17 protein-coding genes are annotated in these 15,874 nt (G+C 67.7%); 6 read left to right on the forward strand and 11 right to left on the reverse strand.

What is annotated here, in order from left to right; genetic code table 11:
• Positions 1-159 precede the first annotated feature (159 nt).
• From ACZ5CR_RS41840 to ACZ5CR_RS41875, 8 genes are all read right to left on the reverse strand, one after another.
• Positions 160-795, reverse strand: a complete 636-nt coding sequence (locus ACZ5CR_RS41840) for a helix-turn-helix transcriptional regulator (protein WP_468868003.1) — start codon at positions 793-795, stop codon at positions 160-162.
• Between the two features lie 71 nt (positions 796-866).
• The gene (locus tag ACZ5CR_RS41845) at positions 867-1,964 is read right to left on the reverse strand and encodes an LLM class flavin-dependent oxidoreductase (RefSeq protein ID WP_468867908.1); all 1,098 of its coding nucleotides are present in this window, start codon (positions 1,962-1,964) and stop codon (positions 867-869) included.
• A gap of 155 nt (positions 1,965-2,119) precedes the next feature.
• On the reverse strand, positions 2,120-2,758 hold the full coding sequence (locus ACZ5CR_RS41850) for a hemerythrin domain-containing protein (protein ID WP_468867911.1): 639 nt from the start codon (positions 2,756-2,758) through the stop codon (positions 2,120-2,122).
• A gap of 76 nt (positions 2,759-2,834) precedes the next feature.
• On the reverse strand, positions 2,835-3,890 hold the full coding sequence (locus ACZ5CR_RS41855) for a methyltransferase (protein ID WP_468867913.1): 1,056 nt from the start codon (positions 3,888-3,890) through the stop codon (positions 2,835-2,837).
• A 50-nt stretch (positions 3,891-3,940) separates the two neighbouring features.
• A complete protein-coding gene (locus ACZ5CR_RS41860) occupies positions 3,941-4,726 on the reverse strand; it encodes an AfsR/SARP family transcriptional regulator (protein WP_468867916.1) in 786 nt (261 codons plus the stop codon).
• Between the two features lie 30 nt (positions 4,727-4,756).
• Positions 4,757-5,281: a flavin reductase family protein gene (locus tag ACZ5CR_RS41865; protein ID WP_468867919.1), complete on the reverse strand. Its 525-nt coding sequence runs from the start codon at positions 5,279-5,281 to the stop codon at positions 4,757-4,759.
• A 264-nt stretch (positions 5,282-5,545) separates the two neighbouring features.
• The gene (locus ACZ5CR_RS41870; protein ID WP_468867922.1) at positions 5,546-6,325 is read right to left on the reverse strand and encodes an SDR family NAD(P)-dependent oxidoreductase; all 780 of its coding nucleotides are present in this window, start codon (positions 6,323-6,325) and stop codon (positions 5,546-5,548) included.
• Positions 6,326-6,376: 51 nt separating this feature from the next.
• Entirely contained in the window at positions 6,377-8,080 is a 1,704-nt protein-coding gene (locus tag ACZ5CR_RS41875; RefSeq protein ID WP_468867923.1) for an MFS transporter, read from the reverse strand.
• A gap of 111 nt (positions 8,081-8,191) precedes the next feature.
• On the opposite strand from ACZ5CR_RS41875, the gene ACZ5CR_RS41880 reads away from it, so the two are divergent.
• Positions 8,192-8,695, forward strand: coding sequence for a MarR family winged helix-turn-helix transcriptional regulator (locus tag ACZ5CR_RS41880; protein ID WP_468867926.1), 504 nt, complete (start codon positions 8,192-8,194; stop codon positions 8,693-8,695).
• Between the two features lie 111 nt (positions 8,696-8,806).
• Here the strand turns inward: ACZ5CR_RS41880 and ACZ5CR_RS41885 are convergent, their stop codons facing one another.
• From ACZ5CR_RS41885 to ACZ5CR_RS41895, 3 genes are read right to left on the reverse strand one after another with little or no spacing between them, the layout of a single operon-like run.
• On the reverse strand, positions 8,807-9,406 hold the full coding sequence (locus ACZ5CR_RS41885; RefSeq protein WP_468867928.1) for a TetR/AcrR family transcriptional regulator: 600 nt from the start codon (positions 9,404-9,406) through the stop codon (positions 8,807-8,809).
• Between the two features lie 31 nt (positions 9,407-9,437).
• Complete coding sequence (locus ACZ5CR_RS41890) at positions 9,438-11,021, reverse strand: multicopper oxidase family protein (protein ID WP_468867930.1); 1,584 nt, start codon at positions 11,019-11,021, stop codon at positions 9,438-9,440.
• A complete protein-coding gene (locus tag ACZ5CR_RS41895; RefSeq protein WP_468867933.1) occupies positions 11,018-11,407 on the reverse strand; it encodes a hypothetical protein in 390 nt (129 codons plus the stop codon). Before ACZ5CR_RS41895 ends, ACZ5CR_RS41890 begins: the two co-directional genes overlap by 4 nt.
• 346 nt (positions 11,408-11,753) lie before the next feature.
• Here ACZ5CR_RS41895 and ACZ5CR_RS41900 point away from each other — a divergent pair, with 346 nt between their 5' ends.
• The 5 genes from ACZ5CR_RS41900 to ACZ5CR_RS41920 all read left to right on the forward strand — a co-directional run bounded on the left by ACZ5CR_RS41900 (position 11,754) and on the right by ACZ5CR_RS41920 (position 15,838).
• Positions 11,754-12,461, forward strand: coding sequence for a thioesterase II family protein (locus ACZ5CR_RS41900; RefSeq protein ID WP_468868007.1), 708 nt, complete (start codon positions 11,754-11,756; stop codon positions 12,459-12,461).
• A 172-nt stretch (positions 12,462-12,633) separates the two neighbouring features.
• Entirely contained in the window at positions 12,634-13,437 is an 804-nt protein-coding gene (locus ACZ5CR_RS41905; protein ID WP_468867936.1) for a methyltransferase domain-containing protein, read from the forward strand.
• The gene (locus ACZ5CR_RS41910) at positions 13,434-13,868 is read left to right on the forward strand and encodes an ester cyclase (protein ID WP_468867939.1); all 435 of its coding nucleotides are present in this window, start codon (positions 13,434-13,436) and stop codon (positions 13,866-13,868) included. Before ACZ5CR_RS41905 ends, ACZ5CR_RS41910 begins: the two co-directional genes overlap by 4 nt.
• Before the next feature lie 13 nt (positions 13,869-13,881).
• Positions 13,882-15,555 carry an NAD(P)/FAD-dependent oxidoreductase gene (locus ACZ5CR_RS41915; protein ID WP_468867942.1) on the forward strand — a complete coding sequence of 558 codons (1,674 nt, stop codon included), beginning with the start codon at positions 13,882-13,884 and terminating at the stop codon, positions 15,553-15,555.
• A gap of 97 nt (positions 15,556-15,652) precedes the next feature.
• A complete protein-coding gene (locus ACZ5CR_RS41920) occupies positions 15,653-15,838 on the forward strand; it encodes a DUF6059 family protein (RefSeq protein WP_468868010.1) in 186 nt (61 codons plus the stop codon).
• Positions 15,839-15,874 lie beyond the last annotated feature (36 nt).

Below are 15,874 nucleotides of genomic sequence, written 5' to 3' on the forward strand. Positions count from 1 at the left end.
CTCCTCCTGGGGGGGGGGGGGGGGACCCCCCCCCCCCCCCCCCCCCCCCCCCCCCCCCCCCCCCCCCCCCCCCCCCCCCCCCCCCCCCCCCCCCCCCCCACTGCCGACTGCCGATGGGCCGATGCCTGCGCCCCGCAGCGTGTCGATTCGGCCCCCGCGTCAATCCCCGCTGAGTACGGTGTCGTTGAGGTCCACAAGACCGAGTTCATGCGCGAAGATCACCAGACATAGCCGATTGCGCAGGCCCAACTTCCGCATGAGGCGCTGGACATGGGAGCGCACGGTGTTGCTGCTCACCCACAACAGGGCGCCGATCTCGGCGTTGTTGCGACCGGTGCCGATCAGCTCAAGCACCTCGCGCTCGCGCTCCGAGAGGGCGTCGAGGGCTGATCCCGCGTCCTGGTCCACCGACCACTCGAAGGCCAGATTCCCCATGATCAGCCGCTCGTCGCCGAGTATCTTCTCGGATATCACGGTGGCGCGCTGGGCGACCAGCCGTGCCGAATCGGACAGTTCACAGTCCGACGCCGAGCTGAGGATGATGCCCTGCGCGCCGAACCACATGACCCCCGCAAGCTCGGCGAACGGTTCGTCCACCACGAGGAGCGTCGGCGCGCGCACCGTTTCCCGGGCCGATGCGAGGCGATGGGCCAGCCAGACGCTGTCGCGGTCGATCGCGGCCACCAGCAGATCCGGCTGTTTGGGCTGCTCCTTGTCGTACGGCAGTACGTCGAACCCGTCAAGGCCGACGAATCGTTGCTGCAGTGCCGCACGACGTCCGTCGTCCGGGCACATGACGATCACCGAAACCAATGGCTCCCCCTGTCAATGGCACGAGCGGATCGTGACGCGAGTCGTGACCGTCCTCAACTGCCGTGAGAACTCTTCCGGATACCCGCCTTTTCCAGCCGGGGGACGACCTCGCTCGCGAAGTACTCAATCTCGCCAAGGTAGTCCACGAAGGAGAGTGCTATCCCGGAAACACCGGCCTCGGCGAACGCGATGATGTTCTCGGCGATCTCGTCGGGCGTTCCCACCAGAGGGTGGCCGCCGTGCCCGGCGGCGAAGCGGGGGCGGAACATGTCGATCTGCGCCTGGCTGAACGACTGCGCGTTGATGCCCTGGCCGCTCATCACGGTGTCGACGCCGTCCCAGTCAGCGTTCTCCTGCGCGTAGTAGTGCAGGAACTCCTCGGCTTCGTCGTGGGTGGGCCGGCAGACCACGTACGCGTTGGACAGCACGCCGACACTGCGGCCGCCGTTGCGGGCCGCCGCCTCCCGTACTCCGTCGACCAGGGCCGTGCCGCGCCGCGGATCGAAGGCCGCGGTCAGCAGGAAGTCGGCGTTGCGTGTGGCGAAGCCGCGGCCGGCTTCCGAGACGGCCGCGTTGATGACCGGCAGTGTGCCACCGGTGGGCCGGGGGCTCGTGTGCAGGCCGCGCAGACCGGGGAAGTACGTGCCGTCGTGGTCGAAGGGCTCCTCGCTGCTCCACAGCGTGCGCACCACGTCCCACCACTCCTGGGCGTGCGCGTAGCGCTGCTCGGGACTGCCCGGCAGGTCCAGGCCGAAGGCCTCGTACTCGGCCTGGTACCAACCGGCGACGATGTTGAGCCCGGCCCGGCCGCCCCCGATCCGGTCGAGAGTGGCCAGCTGCTTGGCGGCGATCATGGGCGGCACCAGCGCGCTGTGCACCGTGGCGAAGACCGAGATGCGCTCGGTCGCAGCGAGCAGGCCGGCTGCCCAGGTGATCGTTTCCAGGACGTCTTCGTGGAAGGAGGTTCCGGGCCAGCCGATCCAACGCCCCACCGGGAGAAGGAAATCGATGCCCAGCCGGTCGGCGAGGACGGCGAGGCGGACGTTGTCGTCCCAACTGCCCGACCAGCGCTCGGGGACGTTGGTGATGGCCAGCCCGGACAAGGCATTGGGCGCGAACAATCCCAGCTTGAATCCGTTCTCGGTGGACATGGCGTGTTCCATGGGGCCCTCTCCGAAGTGCGGACGTTCGGTACCGCACGGGGTACGAACACCCGGTGCGTGCGGCGGCACAATCACCGTGGCACAGCACAATTAAGCCACCGTAAGAGCGCGTTGCCCGTCACCGTCATCGAGGAGCCCGGCGCTCAGCCGGTCCAGGTCTCCCGTGCTCGATAGGCGGGGGCCCAGAGCTTCTTCATGGCCATCCGCATCGGCATCGGCATGAAGGATGTCACGCGCTGAACGTTCGTCTCCGACATGTCGTCGAGGAGCCACGGGAACAGCTCCGCGGCCCCGGTGAGACCGAGGTGCTCGCGCTGGTCGGCGGTGAACGCCTTCCATTCCTTGTCCGTGAGCGCTTCCTGGACGTAGGGCAGGCCGTCCTCCTCCTCGTGGTCGAGGTGCCCCTCCAGACACGTGGCGAGCTCGGCCACGGCCTTCTCGACCTGGTCGACCGGCGCCTGGGGGTCCGCGAGCGCGACGTCCACCTGGGCGAGCAGGGGGTCGATCAAATTGTGCTCTGCCTCCAACTCCCTCAGCACGGCCAGGGTTTCGGGACGGTGGGCCAGTCCCTTGGCCATGCGGGGCCACAGGTCACGGTCCTCGCCCTCGTGGTGGAAGTGCAGTTGAGTCTTGAAGATCTGCCAGCCGGTCTCGACCCGCTTGCGAGCGATCGGGTCGTCGCTGTGCCGCCGTGCCGCGGCCTTCTCCAGACGGCGCAGGTCCCTCCGGAAGGCGTCGTGACTGACCAGCATGACGGTGAGGTCCACGTGGCTCTTGGGCATGATGTGCTCTCCGTTCCGATGCAGGGCGACGACCGGCCGGAGTCCGCTCCGGCCGGTCGTCGAGAGGGTGTCGGGGTCAGGCGCGCTTGCGGCCGATCACGGCCGTGGCGTGCGCGGGGAGCCGCAGGACCTGCTCGACCTCCAGGCCGGCCTCCTCCATCCAGCTGCGGCACTGCGCCGGGGTGTACTCGTTGCCGGCCGGTGACTGCATCATCATCGTGAGGCTCATCAACAGGGTGTCCGCGTCCCGTCGTTCGTCGTCGATCATGGGGTCGTAGACGATCACGGCACCGCCCACGGGGATGTGCGCGCTCGCCTGGGCGATGAGGTCCTTGCGGGTCGCCACCGGGGTGTCGTGCAGCACGTTGCCGAAGATCACGACATCGGCGCCGGGGATCTTGTTCTGGTAGAAGTCGCCGCCGTGGAACGATATCCGGTCCGACACGCCCCGGTCGGCGGCCAGTTCCTCCAGGAACGACTTCATGATCGGCCGGTCGAAGACGCCGCCGGTGAGGTGCGGGTGGGCCAGCAGCAGGGTGTCGGCGAGGTTGCCCCGGGCGCCGCCGACATCCACGAAGGACGAGTGCTGCGACCAGTCGTACTGGCGCGCCAGCTCCGGGCCGATCGCGCCGTTGAGGCTGTCCATGGCGGAGAGGAACTGCCGCAGCCGCTGCGGGTCGCGGAAGATCTGGGCGAAGGGCACCTTGCTGGCGTCCTGCCCGTGGGCGTCGCCGGTGCGCAGCATGTCGGCCAGGGTCTCCCAGCCCGCGCCCATGAAGTCGGTGGTCATCGTCAGGAATCCACCCACGTAGCCGGGCTGCCCCTGGACGAGGTTGCGGGCGGTGGCCGGGGCGTTGCGATAGATGCCGTCGGAGTCACGGGTGAGCAGACCGAGGGCGGTCAGCGAGTCGAGAAAGTCGGGCACCCCACGCTCGTGCAGACCGAGCCGCCCCGCTATGTGTTCGGCAGTGCCTGCTTCCTTGCCGAGCTCCTCGAACAGCCCCATCTCCAGGGCCGTCATCAGCAGCTTGCTCCGCATGAACGACCAGCCGACCAACATGATGTCGAATGCGTCGTCGAGAGGCGCGGTGGTGCTGGGGGTGTGTGCGGAAGCTGCGTTGGGCGTGATCATGTCATTGTCCTTTCGAGTTTCACGGTTCGGGATGAGGCCGGAGGCGGCCCCTAGGCCGTCCACATTTCGACTTTCTCCAGGGCTGCACGGTCCGAGTCCAGAACGATCCGGTGGACCAGGCGGAGGTCTTCGCCGGGCTCGATGCCGAGCTCGTCCACGAGGCACTGCCGCGTGGTGCGGTAGACCTGCAGGGCTTCGCCGCTGCGGCCGGAGAGGAAGAGGGCGATCATCAAGAGCGCGTGCAGACGCTCGTTGTAGGGATTGGCCGCGACCAGTTCCCGCAGCCGCGCTATGGCTTCTCCGCGCCTTCTGCCGAGCCGTACCTCAAGAGAGATGCGGCCTTCCTCGACTCCGATCCAGGACTCCTCGAGCCGGCAAGCGGCGCTCTGGATCAGCATTCCCTCGCGGAGACCGACGAGCGGTGCGCTGCGCCAGAGTTTCGACGCCTTCGAGAAGTGCTGGAGGGCGGATTCCTCGTCCTGTCTGTCCAGGGCTGCAACGGCGTTTTCGCGATGTCGATCGAAATCGACGACGTCGAGCATTCCTTCGTCGATCGACAAATAGTAGCCCGGGGGTTCACCGATGAGGAAGAGATTACCTTCCGCGCTGCTCTGCTGCAGGATTTTTCGGAGCTGTGAAATGTAGACGCGCAACGCCTGCAGTGCCGTACGCGGCGGACCTTGCGGCCAGAGCTCGTCGATGAGTGACTCGATGGAAAGGACTCGGTGATGGTTGACCAGGAGAGCGGACAACAGAACGCGGAGTTTGTGCGCCTGCGGCGTGAGAATCCGGTCTCCCTCATGCACCTGCAATTGCCCGAGCAGCTTGAAACGCATGGTGTATTTCCCCCCGTTGGGAATTCGATGCTACTGGTACGGATCCAGCTTCTGCATGGCGCCGGCGAAGAATCCGAGGGGGCGCCCGTCGCGCCGCAGCAGACCGATGTCGACGACTTTCCCGATGATGATCACGTGGTCGCCGCCCGCGACATGCTGCGTGACCTCGCAGGTCACGTAGGCCAGCGAGTTGGTGAGCACGGGGCTGCCGCCGCGTCCGGGCAGTGAGTTGACCTTGAGGAAGCGGTCGACTCCGGAGGCGAAGAGGCCGGCGATGTCGCGCTGCTCCTCGGAGAGGATGTTCACCGTGAACGATGCCCCCACATCGAGGGCCGCGTGGAAGGACGACCTGTTGTGCAGGCAGAAGAGTACGAGGGGAGGATCGAGAGAGAGTGAAGCGAAGGAGTTGGCGGTCACTCCGAAGAGTTCTCCGGAATATTTTGCCGTGATGACAGTGACGCCAGTTGCGAAGCGCCCGAAGATGGTGCGCAATTCGCGTTGGTCGATGAGTTCTGTGGCCCGTTCGCCGAATTCGGTGGTTTGATCGACCACCATGATGTTCCTCCTGATTCTGCGCCAAGAGGTGCGGGGGGTGGGCAGGTTAACGGAATGCTTAATTCCGAGTCATTTTTGCTGGATAGCTCCAGTGTGAAGACCTGCCTTCCGATCTGCAACGCTATGAAACTATCACGGTGGGATGATGAAGAACTCAGCCTCTCGGATGAATCTAGAGCCGCCAGAGGGCTCTGGAGGACCCTTCAACGCAGGTAGCCCAGGACATGCGTCCTGGGCTACCCGATTATTTCGAAACTGCTTCGTTCAGAGCATTGCGGTACCGCCGTCGACCAGGAGATAGCCCCCTGTCAAGTAGGACGCTCGTTCCGAGGCGAGGAAAACGATGGTCTCGGCGACGTCGTCGGGTGTCCCGTTGCGCTTGACGGCGGTTCTCTCGGCATTGTCCGCTTTTACCTGTTCGGGGACTTTCGATGCCAGCGAACTCAGGATCAGCCCCGGGGCCACCAGATTCACCCGCACGCCGTCAGACCCCACCTCGCGCGCCAGGGTCCTGGCCGCCGCCTCCAGTGCCGCCTTCGACATGGACAGCGCCCCGAACCCCTCGGGGGAGCGTCGGGACAGCGAGGCGCCGACGGCCACCACTGCTCCGCCGTTCGCCCGCTCGACCATCCCCGGCACCAAGGCGTGCACCGGATTGAGGAAGGCCTTCAACTGCGCTTCCACCACGTTGAACGGCTGGTCCCGAGGGGCCTTGAGCAAGGGGCCCGGCCGGGCGGTCCGTCCGTCGACCCCCGCCGCGTTGGCGATCAGGATGTCTATCGGCCCGACGGCTTCCTGTGCCTGGGCCGACATCCGGTCCACCTCGTCGGCCTGCGTCACATCGGCCTGGAGGGCCACCGCGGTGCCGCCCTGCGACCTGATGTCCTCGACGACCCGGTGCGCGCCGGCCTCGTCGCTGCGGTAGTTGACCACCACGGCCGATCCCGCACGGGCCAGCAGACGTGCGGTGGCCGCGCCGATCCCGCTGCTGCCGCCGGTGACGAGGGCCGCCTTTCCGGTGAAGTCATTGCGCTGTGCATCCATCAGATGTGTCCTTCCGTAGATGTCCTGCGAGATGTGTGCGACGTGCGCCGTTCAGCGCCGGGACCCTGGGGCGAGCCGACGGAGCGGGAGCAGGAAGACGAGCAGGAAGACCAGTGCGTAGACGCCGACTTCGTAGCCCAGGCTGCTTTTCATCGAGTTCGAGAAGTGCTGCTGGCGCACCGTGCTCAGGCTCTCCCGCACCAGACGCGGCGCGGCCGGGTCCCCGGTGGCCCGCGCTTGTTCGGTGAGCCTGGTGCAGCTGGGCGGGGGAGCGGAGCGGTCGGTGCTGCGCGCCTGGGCCGTGAAGCAGTCGACCAGTGAGCGTTCGAGCCGGGCGGCGTCCTGTGCGGAGACCGACAGATGCTTCAACTCGGTTCGGAATTCCGGGAGTCGGTCGTGTGCTGCGGCGCTTGCGTTACTGCTCAGGAGGCCGAAGAAGAGGGCGCCGAGTATGGCGACACCTACGGCATTCCCGGACTGGCCCACCATGGCCTTGACGCCTGCCGCGGAACCGGCGCTGGGGCCGACCGCCTCGGCGAGCACCACGTCGTTGACGGTGGTCACGATCAGGCCGAGGCCGAGGCCCACCACGAGTCCGGCGGGAGTCAAGGTCCACACGGAAAGGTCTGTGGGGTGTGCGTGGAGCGTGACCATGAGCGCCACCATGCCGAGCGCCATGACGAGGGCGCCGGCCTGTACCAGCCGTTTGCCGAGGCGGGGCATGAGCGGGATGGAAATCCCGGAGGCCAGGCCGGTGCCGATGGCGATGGGCAGGAACGCGAGCCCGGTGCGGAGCGCGGACCACTCGTAGCCCGCCTGCAGTTCGACCGCAAGGACAAGGAAGAACGCGGAGATGCCGGCGAAGCTGAAGAATTGGACGACCAGGCCGATCCCGAACGAGCCGCCGCGGAAAAGGGCCAGGTCCACCACCGGCCACCCGCCCCGCTTCTCCAGCGTCCTCTGATGCCAGAGGAACAGCCCCACCGGAAGCACGGAGAGGGCGAGCAGCGCCCAGATCCACCAGGCCCATCCGGCGTCCCGGCCCTGGATCAGAGGGAACACGACCAGGGCCACCGCGGCCGTGCCGAGCAGCGTGCCGACGAGGTCGAGGCCCGGGCGTTGCTCGGAGCGCCGCTCGGTGACCAGCAGCATGGCACCGATGGCGGCGAGCGCACCGACAGGTATGTTGATCAGGAAGATCATCCGCCAGCCGGAGCCGAAGAGGTCAAGGCCGATCAGCCCACCGCCCAGCAGCGGTCCCGCGATGCCGGCGAGTCCGGTGACCCCGCCGAGCGCACCGAAGGCGGCGGCACGGTGCTTGCCGGTGAACGTGACGTGGATGATCGCCTGGACCTGCGGGAACATCAGGGCCGCCGCGAGCCCTTGGACCAGCCTGAACAGTACGAGCTGTGTGCCGCTGGAGGCGATGCCGCACAGCAGGGACGCGCAGGTGAACGCGAGCACGCCGCAGACGAACATCTTGCGGCAGCCGAAGATGTCGCCGAGGCGCCCGCCCGCCACCAGCCCTGCGGCGAAGGTCAGTTGATAGCCCGCCAGGATCCACTGCACCTGGGCGTAGCTCGTGTGGAACGAGTTCTGGATCTCGGGGGACGCCACGGTGACCACGGTGACGTCGAGCAGTTCCATGAAGGCGGCCAGGAGGATGACGGCCAGTCCCAGCCAGGCGCGTCGCGTCGGTGGGGGAGGGGCGATCTGAGTCGGCGGGGCTGCGGTGCCGGTGCTGAGGTCACTCACTAGGGGCTCCGATAGTTGCCGGTCGCGAAAATGCTTAGTAACCTAACGAATGAATGCACAGGCGGTCAACCGGCCTCATGGCAGCCGGTTCGGCGACAGGAGATACTCGCTGTGACCAGGCGACGAGCGGAGGTACGAGTGCCGAAGCAGGACACCCCCGGAGCTCGGGGGGAGATTGACCCGGGGCCGACATGGCTGCGCAAGAGCATTGCCCCGAAGCTGCGCCTCGCGGCCAAGGAGTCGCGCGCCTTCTTCGAGGAGGAGCTCAGCAAGTCCGGAGCGACATTCGCCGCCTGGACGATTCTGGCGACCCTCAAGCTGGAAGGGGCGATGATCCAGCGCAGCCTCGCCCAGTACTTGAGCATCGAGGGCCCCACCCTCTCCCGGCATCTGGAGACGATGGAGCGGCGCGGCCTCGTGGTGCGTACACGCGATGGAGCCGACCGCAGGGCGGCCGTGGTCGCGCTGACCGATGAGGGGCGGTCCCGGTACGTGGAGATCGAGTCCGTCGCCCTGCGCAGCCAGGAACGGATGCTGGAGGGGCTCAGCGACGCGGATGTCGTCCAGCTGGGCGAGCTGCTCGAGCGGATTCGTTCCAATGTCGGGGACGGCTGAATCGCTCGTGTCTCGGGTGCTGCCATGGGGTCCTTGCCTCGACGGCGTGTCAGAAGACTCGCGGGTTCACGGTGTTCACTCGCATCTCAGCGGACACACGTGAAGTGAGGGTCAAGCAGGAGAAAAGGAGGGCGGGTCGGCCCGCAGGGCAGGCAGCAGCACGGCGATCAGCCGGTCCGCGTATTCCTCTGGAATGTCCCGCCGCGGTGTGAGGGCGGCGAAGAAGACCTGCCGGAAACAGGCGCCGAGCAGCAGGGAGTCGATCGCTGCGACATCGGTGCCCGGGGCGACTCTGCCCAGGGCCTGCTCGGCGTGGAGGTAGGCGGTCAGGGGGCTGTTCGTACCGGTGCGCTGTGGCAGGTCGCCGAGCCGCGTGAGAAGTACGGCATCGGAGCGCAGGGCGGCCAGGGGCCGCACGATCTCCTCGTAGTGGGTCAGCATGGAGCGGGCCAGCACCCGCAGGTTCTCGTGGACGGTGCCCCGGCCCGCTACCGGGGCCGGTGGGCCGGGGCAGCGGGCCGGGTCGAAGGACACGCGCTCGAGGAGGACGGCGACGAACAGGTCGGCCTTGCTTGCGAAGTGTTTGTAGAGCAGGGCTTCCGAGCAGTCCGCGGCCCGCGCGATCTGCTTGGTGGTCGCATGGTGCGTCCCACCGGCCCGCAGGACGGCGGTCGTCGCGTCGAGGATGCGTTCGCGTGTGGTGCCGGACATGACTGGCAGCCCCCTTCTGCCTGCGCAGGCCTCACTCGGTGACGAAGTCGCCCATCATGGCCATGTCCTCGTGCTCGAGGTTGTGACAGTGGATCATGAATGCGCCGGCGTAGTCCGTGAACCGTGTGACCACCTCGACGGCCTCGGCCGGACGGAGATCCACGGTGTCCTTCCAGCCGTGATCGAACGCCCCGGGATCCCGGTTGTTGCGGGAGACCACCTGGAAGTGGTCCAAGTGCAGATGGACGGGGTGGTGGAAGTTCGTGGTGAACCGCCAAATCTCGGTCTGTCCGAGCTTGGGCCTGGCCAGAGCGCGGCCCGGCTCGTACTCCTTGCCGTTGATCGTCCAGCCCGCGCTGGAACCGCGGAAGTGGAAGTCGCGGGTCACCTTGGCTCGGCCCGGGTCCAGCCGGGAGACCTCGCTCAGCTTTTGCGGCACCTTCGTGTCGTCGCCGGGGGAGCCCGAGCCGACGTCGAAGCGCATGACCTCGGCCGTGGAACCATCTCCGAACCGGTTCACCAAGCGCACCTTGGTGCCCGGGCGGTAGCGGGCGAAGTCGACGACGACGTCGAAGCGCTCGGCCGGGGCGATCTCCAGTGCGTCGTGCCGACGGGGTGCATCCAGCAGCCCGCCGTCGCTGCCGATCTGCACGAAGGCATCTCCGCCCTCCGGCTGCGGGTCCAACTCCAGTTTGTACAGGCGTGCGTTGGAGGCATTGAGCAACCGCAGCCGATAGCGCAGCCGCTCCACCTCATGCACTGGCCAGGGGGCGCCGTTCACCAGGACGACATCGCCCAGAACGCCGTTCATGTAGGCGTCGGTGACACCCGGGGTGTGCAACTCCTCGTCCACCCAAGGATATTGGAACGAGCCGTCCTCGGCGAACGAGCGGTCTGTGATCATCAGCGGAATGTCGCGCTTGTCGCGCGGCAGAGCCAGCCGCTGCTCCTCCTCGTCGTGCACGAGGTGGAAACCGGCGAGCCCCATCCAGACGGCCGCGCCCGTGTAGCCCATGCGGTGGTCGTGGTACCAGAGCGTCGCGGCCCGCTGCTCGAAGGGGTACGTGTACGTCCGGGTGCCCTCGGCCAGGTCCATCGCGCCGTGGTCCATGGACATGCCGTGCGAACCGCCGCTCATGTCCTGGGCGACGCGGTGCGCGTCGTACGAGCCGTCGGTCGGCAGGATCAGGGACGTCGGGTAACCGTCGCTCGCCGCCGGGGTGTGGCCGCCGTGCAGATGGACCACGGCGGGCCGGGCCAGTTCGTTGCGGTGCCGGACCACGGTGCGGCGTCCGGAGCGCGAGACGATCGTGGGCCCCGGGAACGTGCCGTTGTACGTCCAGGCCTTTGTCCGCAGGCCGGGCAGAATCTCCAGGTCGGCGGCCTGCTGGGTGATTTCGTACGTGTCCGTGGTGCCGTTCGTCGACACCGGTTCCAGAACGCGGGGGAGGGGAAGCGGCGTCCGGTACGGCCGCGGCAGGTCGGCTTTGCTGGCCAGGACCTTGCCGGGCATGCCCTCGCGCGCGAAGTCGCTGAGCAGCGGCCAGCCCGCCGCCGTCAGGGCGCCCGCGCCCAGGACGGCCCCGCCCGCGCCCAGGAAGGTGCGCCGCCTCACTTGACCGCCTCCGTCTGTGCGGCCTCGTCGCGCTTCGGGGCGGTGGTGGAGACGTCGGCGGCCGGCAGTGGGGTGGTCATCGCGCGCTGGGAGAGCACCGCGACGGCCGCGACGAGGACGACGCCGAGCAGCACATGTCCGGCGACGCTGCGATTGAGGCCGAGGACCATCTGGGCGATGAGCGCCAGGAGCACCACGACCGAAGCCGGAAGGACCGACTTGGGTCCTCCCGAGCGGCGCACGAGAAAGGCGGCGACGGCCATCAGAAGAGCGGCCACGACGATGACGCGGCCGAGGATTCCGTGCATCTTCAGCATATCGAAATGGCCGCCGAGGAACCCTCCTGCGAACGCGGCCTGGATGAGCATCAGAACGGACTGGAGCACTGCGGTAATGCGCAGGGACAGTAGAGATCGGCGTAGCGACATGGCTGAGATCCAACCCCGGCCACCCTCGTAGCGCAACCCCAATACGGCTTGTTCGCAGGTTAGTTGGCAGTGCGGTCGGCGTCTGCGGCCGGCCTGGGTAAAGCCAAGATAATGCGGCGTGGTGACCCCGGCTCAAGCCAGGAATTCTCGTATGGGCCGAGCGCGGCCCGCTGCCTACGCTTTGCGGGACACGTCCCATGGACCCGACGGCCATTGCCGTCTTTCCCGGAGGCACACCATGTCGGCGCTCACTCACACCGAAGATCCCTGGACCAGGAAACTCGTCGCGGCACCCCACAGCAGAATGCGGCTGGTGTGCTTTCCGCACGCCGGCGGGTCGGCCAGCTACTTCCGACCACTCGCGATCGCGCTTTCGCCGGGCATGGAGACCGTCGCAGTGCAGTATCCCGGACGTCAAGAGCGGCGCGCGGAAGCCCCGTTGGAGAGTGTCGAGCAGCTCGCGGATGCGGCGTTCGAGGCGCTGCGTGAGCTGCCGCCAGGCCCTTTCGCGCTGTTCGGGCACAGCCTCGGCGGCCTGGTCGCCTTCGAGGTGGCCCGGCGTTTCGAAGGGGCCGGTGGGCCGTGCCCGGTGCGGCTGTTCGCCTCGGCGGTGTCCGCGCCCTCGGTGCTGCGCCGCCCGACGGCCCACCTGGCCGACGACGAGACGCTGATCGCCGAACTGTGTGCGCTCGGTGGGACGAGTCGGGCCCGGCTGTCCGCGGCGGAGGTCCGTGCGCTGCCCCTGCCCGCGGTGCGGGCCGACTACCGGGCCGTCGAGAGCTATCGCCCGGAGCCGGGGTCCCGGGTCGCGTGCCCGCTCACCGTGCTCGTCGGCACCGCGGACCCGATCGTCTCCCTGCGTGATGCCGCCGCCTGGCAGGCCCACACCAGCGCGGGCGGTGTCACGCGGACGTTCACCGGCGGGCACTTCTATCTCGACCGGCAGATCGAGGCGGTGGCCGACACGGTCACCGAGGCGCTCGCCCCGTATCTCGTCGCGACGATGCCCTGACGCGGCGGGTCGGTTCACGTGTGCTCATCACGCTGCTTTCTCGGCGCTTAATCGACCGTCCGTAGCTTCGGGACATCGTCATCTCCGCGCTGACACACGGAGCGTGACGTCGTGTCAGATCCCGTCGGTGCGGCGGGTGGATTCATTTCTCATCCCTATGGAGAGCCGATCGATGACAACGGAAACCGGTCAGGTCAGGCCCGCTGACGTATGGCAAAAGGCGGATTCGGCGAAGAAGTTCCTCGACCAGGCGGCTGTCGAGCTGGCATCGGTCAAGAAGGAACTCGACGAGCTGCTGCGGGTCTCCGCCGGCAGCCATGTACTGGACGTCGGCTGCGGCACGGGCGACGACGTCCGGGCGATCGCCGAGCGCGTGGGCCCCACGGGGCGCGTCGTCGGTCTCGACTCCAGTGCGGAACTCATCGAGCGGGCGACGCCGGCGCGGCCCGGGGCCGCGCCGGTCGAGTTCCTGCACGGGCAGGCGGGAGCGCTGCCGTTCGCCGACGACACCTTCGACGCAGCCCGTGCGGAGCGTGTGATCGAACATGTGCCGGACCCCGCGGCAGCGGTCGCCGAAATGCTCCGGGTGGTCAAGCCCGGCGGTCAGGTGCTGATCACCGACCCCGACCACGGCCTGTGGGCACCCGACCTCGCCGACCGTGAGCTGACCCGCACTCTCATGAATTGGTGGAGCGACCACGTGCCCAACCCGTGGGTGGCCCGCCGCCTGCGGGGCCTGTTCGCCCAGGCGGGTGCCGTCGACATCACCCTGCGGCTGCAGCCCGTCGTGCTCACCAGCCTGGCCAGTGCCGACTCGCTCACCTGGATCGGCAAGACCGCTGCTGTGGCCGGCGCCCAGGGCATCGTCGACGAGGCGACGGCCCGCGCCTGGGGCGAGGAGATCCTGCACCGGGACGCGGAGGGCAGTTTCCTGATGTTCGGCACGTTCGTGGTCGTGTCGGGATTCAAGAAGTGACCGCCTGGACCGTGGTGACCGAGCACGCCCGGCTCGCCGAGCACTGGTTCGGCAGAGCGTGGGCCGGCGGCGACGTGAGTATCGCGGACGAGGTCTTCGCCGAGGACTTCGTCCTCAACGGCAAGCGGGTGGGTCCCGACGGACCGCGGCGCAGCGTGCTCGGCGTGCACAAGGCGTTCTCCGACATCGGGGTCGAGCTCGACCTGGTCGTCACCGACGGCTCGCACGTCGTGACGCACTACACCACCACTGCCCGGCACACGGGCACCTATCGAGGCGTCCCCGCATCGGGACATCGGATCAAGGTCTCCGGAATCGTCATCTGGGAGATCCACGACTCCAAGGTCGCGCGCGACTGGAACGTATTCGACACCGGCGAGGTCGTCGCGCAGATCACCGCACCTCGGCCCACGACCGGCGACGACAAGTGAGGAAGACACTGACATGAGCGAATCTGGTGCGGCCACGCAGGACTACGACGTCATCATCCTCGGGGCGGGCAGCGCGGGCACGGTCCTCGGCGCCGTCCTCGCCCGCCACGATGTGCGGGTCCTGCTCATCGACGCCGCGGTGCACCCGAAGTTCGCAGTCGGCGAGTCCACGACGTTGTACACCCTCAAGGGCTACCGGCAGCTCGCCGAGCGATACGGCATCCCCGAGCTGGAGTACCTGACGTCCTATGAGTCGGGTCTGGAGAACATCGGCCCGACATCCGGGGTCAAGAAGCACTTCGGGTTCATGCTGCACAAGGAGGGCGAGGAGCCCGATCCGCTGGAGGTCAACCAGTTCAGTCCGCCCTCCAAGGCGTTGCAGACGGGCCACCTGTTCAGGCAGGACACCGACGCCTTCCTCTTCCACACCGCCATCAAGTACGGCTGCTCGGTCCGCCAGGGCTTCCGGGTCGCCGACATAGACCTCGGTGAGGACGAGGTGGCCGTGTGGGACGCGAACGGCGAGCGTTTCACGGCCCGTTACCTGGTCGACGGCAGCGGCTTCCGGTCGCCGGTCGCCGAGAAGCTCGGGCTCCGCGAGGGGCCTGAAGCGCTCAAGCACCACTCCAGGTCCCTGTTCACCCACATGATCGGTGTGAAGCCGACCGACGATGTGCTCCGCATGGAGCCCGAGGACCTGCCGCCGATCCCCTGGGTCGAGGGCACCATGCATCACATGTTCGACCGGGGCTGGATCTGGTCCATCCCGTTCAACAACGAGCCCAGGTCGAAGAATCCGCTGGTCAGTGTTGGTCTGACGTTCGACGAGCGGCGCTATCCCAAGCCGGAGGGAGTGACCCCGGAGGAGGAGTTCCGGGAGTTCATCAAGCGGTTCCCCGCCGTGGAGCGGATGTTCGCCGACGCGGTGACGGTCCGTCCCTGGGTGTCCACCGGCCGGCTCCAGTACACCTCGAAGGAGACCGTCGGTCACCGCTGGTGCCTCATGTCCCACGCGGCCGGGTTCCTCGACCCGCTCTACTCGCGCGGCCTGACCAACACGACGGAGATCATCAACGCCTTCGCCTGGCGGCTGCTCGACGCGCTGCGCGAGGACGACTTCGACGTGGAGCGCTTCCGCTACGTCGACACCCTGCAGAAGGGGCTGATCAAGTACAACGATCAGCTGGTCAACGCCTCCTTCATAGCGTTCTCCGACTACGAGCTGTGGAACGCGGTCTACCGGGTGTGGGCCGCCGCCGAAGTGCCGATCAACCTCCGCTTCGACCGCTTCATCGAACGCTTCCGCGCGAGTGGCGACGACCGCGTCTTCCAGGAGATGGAGGACCTGGCGTACCCGGGTCTGCTGCTGCCCGACCAGCCCACGTACAAGGCCGTGTTCGACGAGATGGTGACCCTGTGCGACGCGGTCGACCGGGGCGAGATTCCGGCTGCCGTGGCCGGGAGAAGGCTCATGAAGGTCATCGAGGCGTCGCCGGGCATCCTGCGCGGCATTGGTCTGGAGGACAAGAACCGGCGCTTCATGTTCCCCGGCATCCCGGAGCTGAAGTCCATGTCGGCCTGGCTCCTGGACGAGGCGCCGCAGGAGATGGGCTACCTCGCGCCGCAGGATCCGACGGCCGTCGCGAGCGGCGCGAGCGGTGTCCGTGAAGTCATCATCCCCGAATAGCGGGACCGAGGGCGGCGGCCCTCCAGGACTCCTTGCCGCGCTGGTCATCGGAGCCGTCGCCTGCGGAGGGTACCTCGGCCGGATCCTGTGGGACGGAATGCAGGCAATGGGCTCATTTTGGGTGGGCCCACTGCCTCCCCCCGACCCTGAAGCCGACCCCGAAGAGGAGGCGCGGCCGATGCTGGACGCGCCGCCGGCCGGTCATCCGGAGCAACTCGTCATCCGAACTCCCCCGTCCCGCACGGAAGCCGAGCTGTGGGCGCGCTTCTACTCGGACTCCTGACCGGCCGCCGCCAACTCGCGCCCCACCCCGTCGTGT

The organism is Streptomyces sp. NPDC031274 (genome assembly GCF_055570235.1).

Excerpts from the sequence above, each read along its gene's own strand:
- ACZ5CR_RS41845 (WP_468867908.1), bottom strand. The coding sequence starts at position 1,964 with ATGTCCACCGAGAACGGATTCAAGCTGGGATTGTTCGCGCCCAATGCC.
- ACZ5CR_RS41885 (WP_468867928.1), bottom strand. The coding sequence starts at position 9,406 with ATGTCCGGCACCACACGCGAACGCATCCTCGACGCGACGACCGCCGTC.
- ACZ5CR_RS41865 (WP_468867919.1), bottom strand. The coding sequence starts at position 5,281 with ATGGTGGTCGATCAAACCACCGAATTCGGCGAACGGGCCACAGAACTC.
- ACZ5CR_RS41920 (WP_468868010.1), top strand. The coding sequence starts at position 15,653 with ATGCAGGCAATGGGCTCATTTTGGGTGGGCCCACTGCCTCCCCCCGAC.
- ACZ5CR_RS41840 (WP_468868003.1), bottom strand. The coding sequence starts at position 795 with ATGTGCCCGGACGACGGACGTCGTGCGGCACTGCAGCAACGATTCGTC.
- ACZ5CR_RS41905 (WP_468867936.1), top strand. The coding sequence starts at position 12,634 with ATGACAACGGAAACCGGTCAGGTCAGGCCCGCTGACGTATGGCAAAAG.
- ACZ5CR_RS41915 (WP_468867942.1), top strand. The coding sequence starts at position 13,882 with ATGAGCGAATCTGGTGCGGCCACGCAGGACTACGACGTCATCATCCTC.
- ACZ5CR_RS41850 (WP_468867911.1), bottom strand. The coding sequence starts at position 2,758 with ATGCCCAAGAGCCACGTGGACCTCACCGTCATGCTGGTCAGTCACGAC.
- ACZ5CR_RS41855 (WP_468867913.1), bottom strand. The coding sequence starts at position 3,890 with ATGATCACGCCCAACGCAGCTTCCGCACACACCCCCAGCACCACCGCG.
- ACZ5CR_RS41900 (WP_468868007.1), top strand. The coding sequence starts at position 11,754 with ATGCGGCTGGTGTGCTTTCCGCACGCCGGCGGGTCGGCCAGCTACTTC.
- ACZ5CR_RS41860 (WP_468867916.1), bottom strand. The coding sequence starts at position 4,726 with ATGCGTTTCAAGCTGCTCGGGCAATTGCAGGTGCATGAGGGAGACCGG.
- ACZ5CR_RS41870 (WP_468867922.1), bottom strand. The coding sequence starts at position 6,325 with ATGGATGCACAGCGCAATGACTTCACCGGAAAGGCGGCCCTCGTCACC.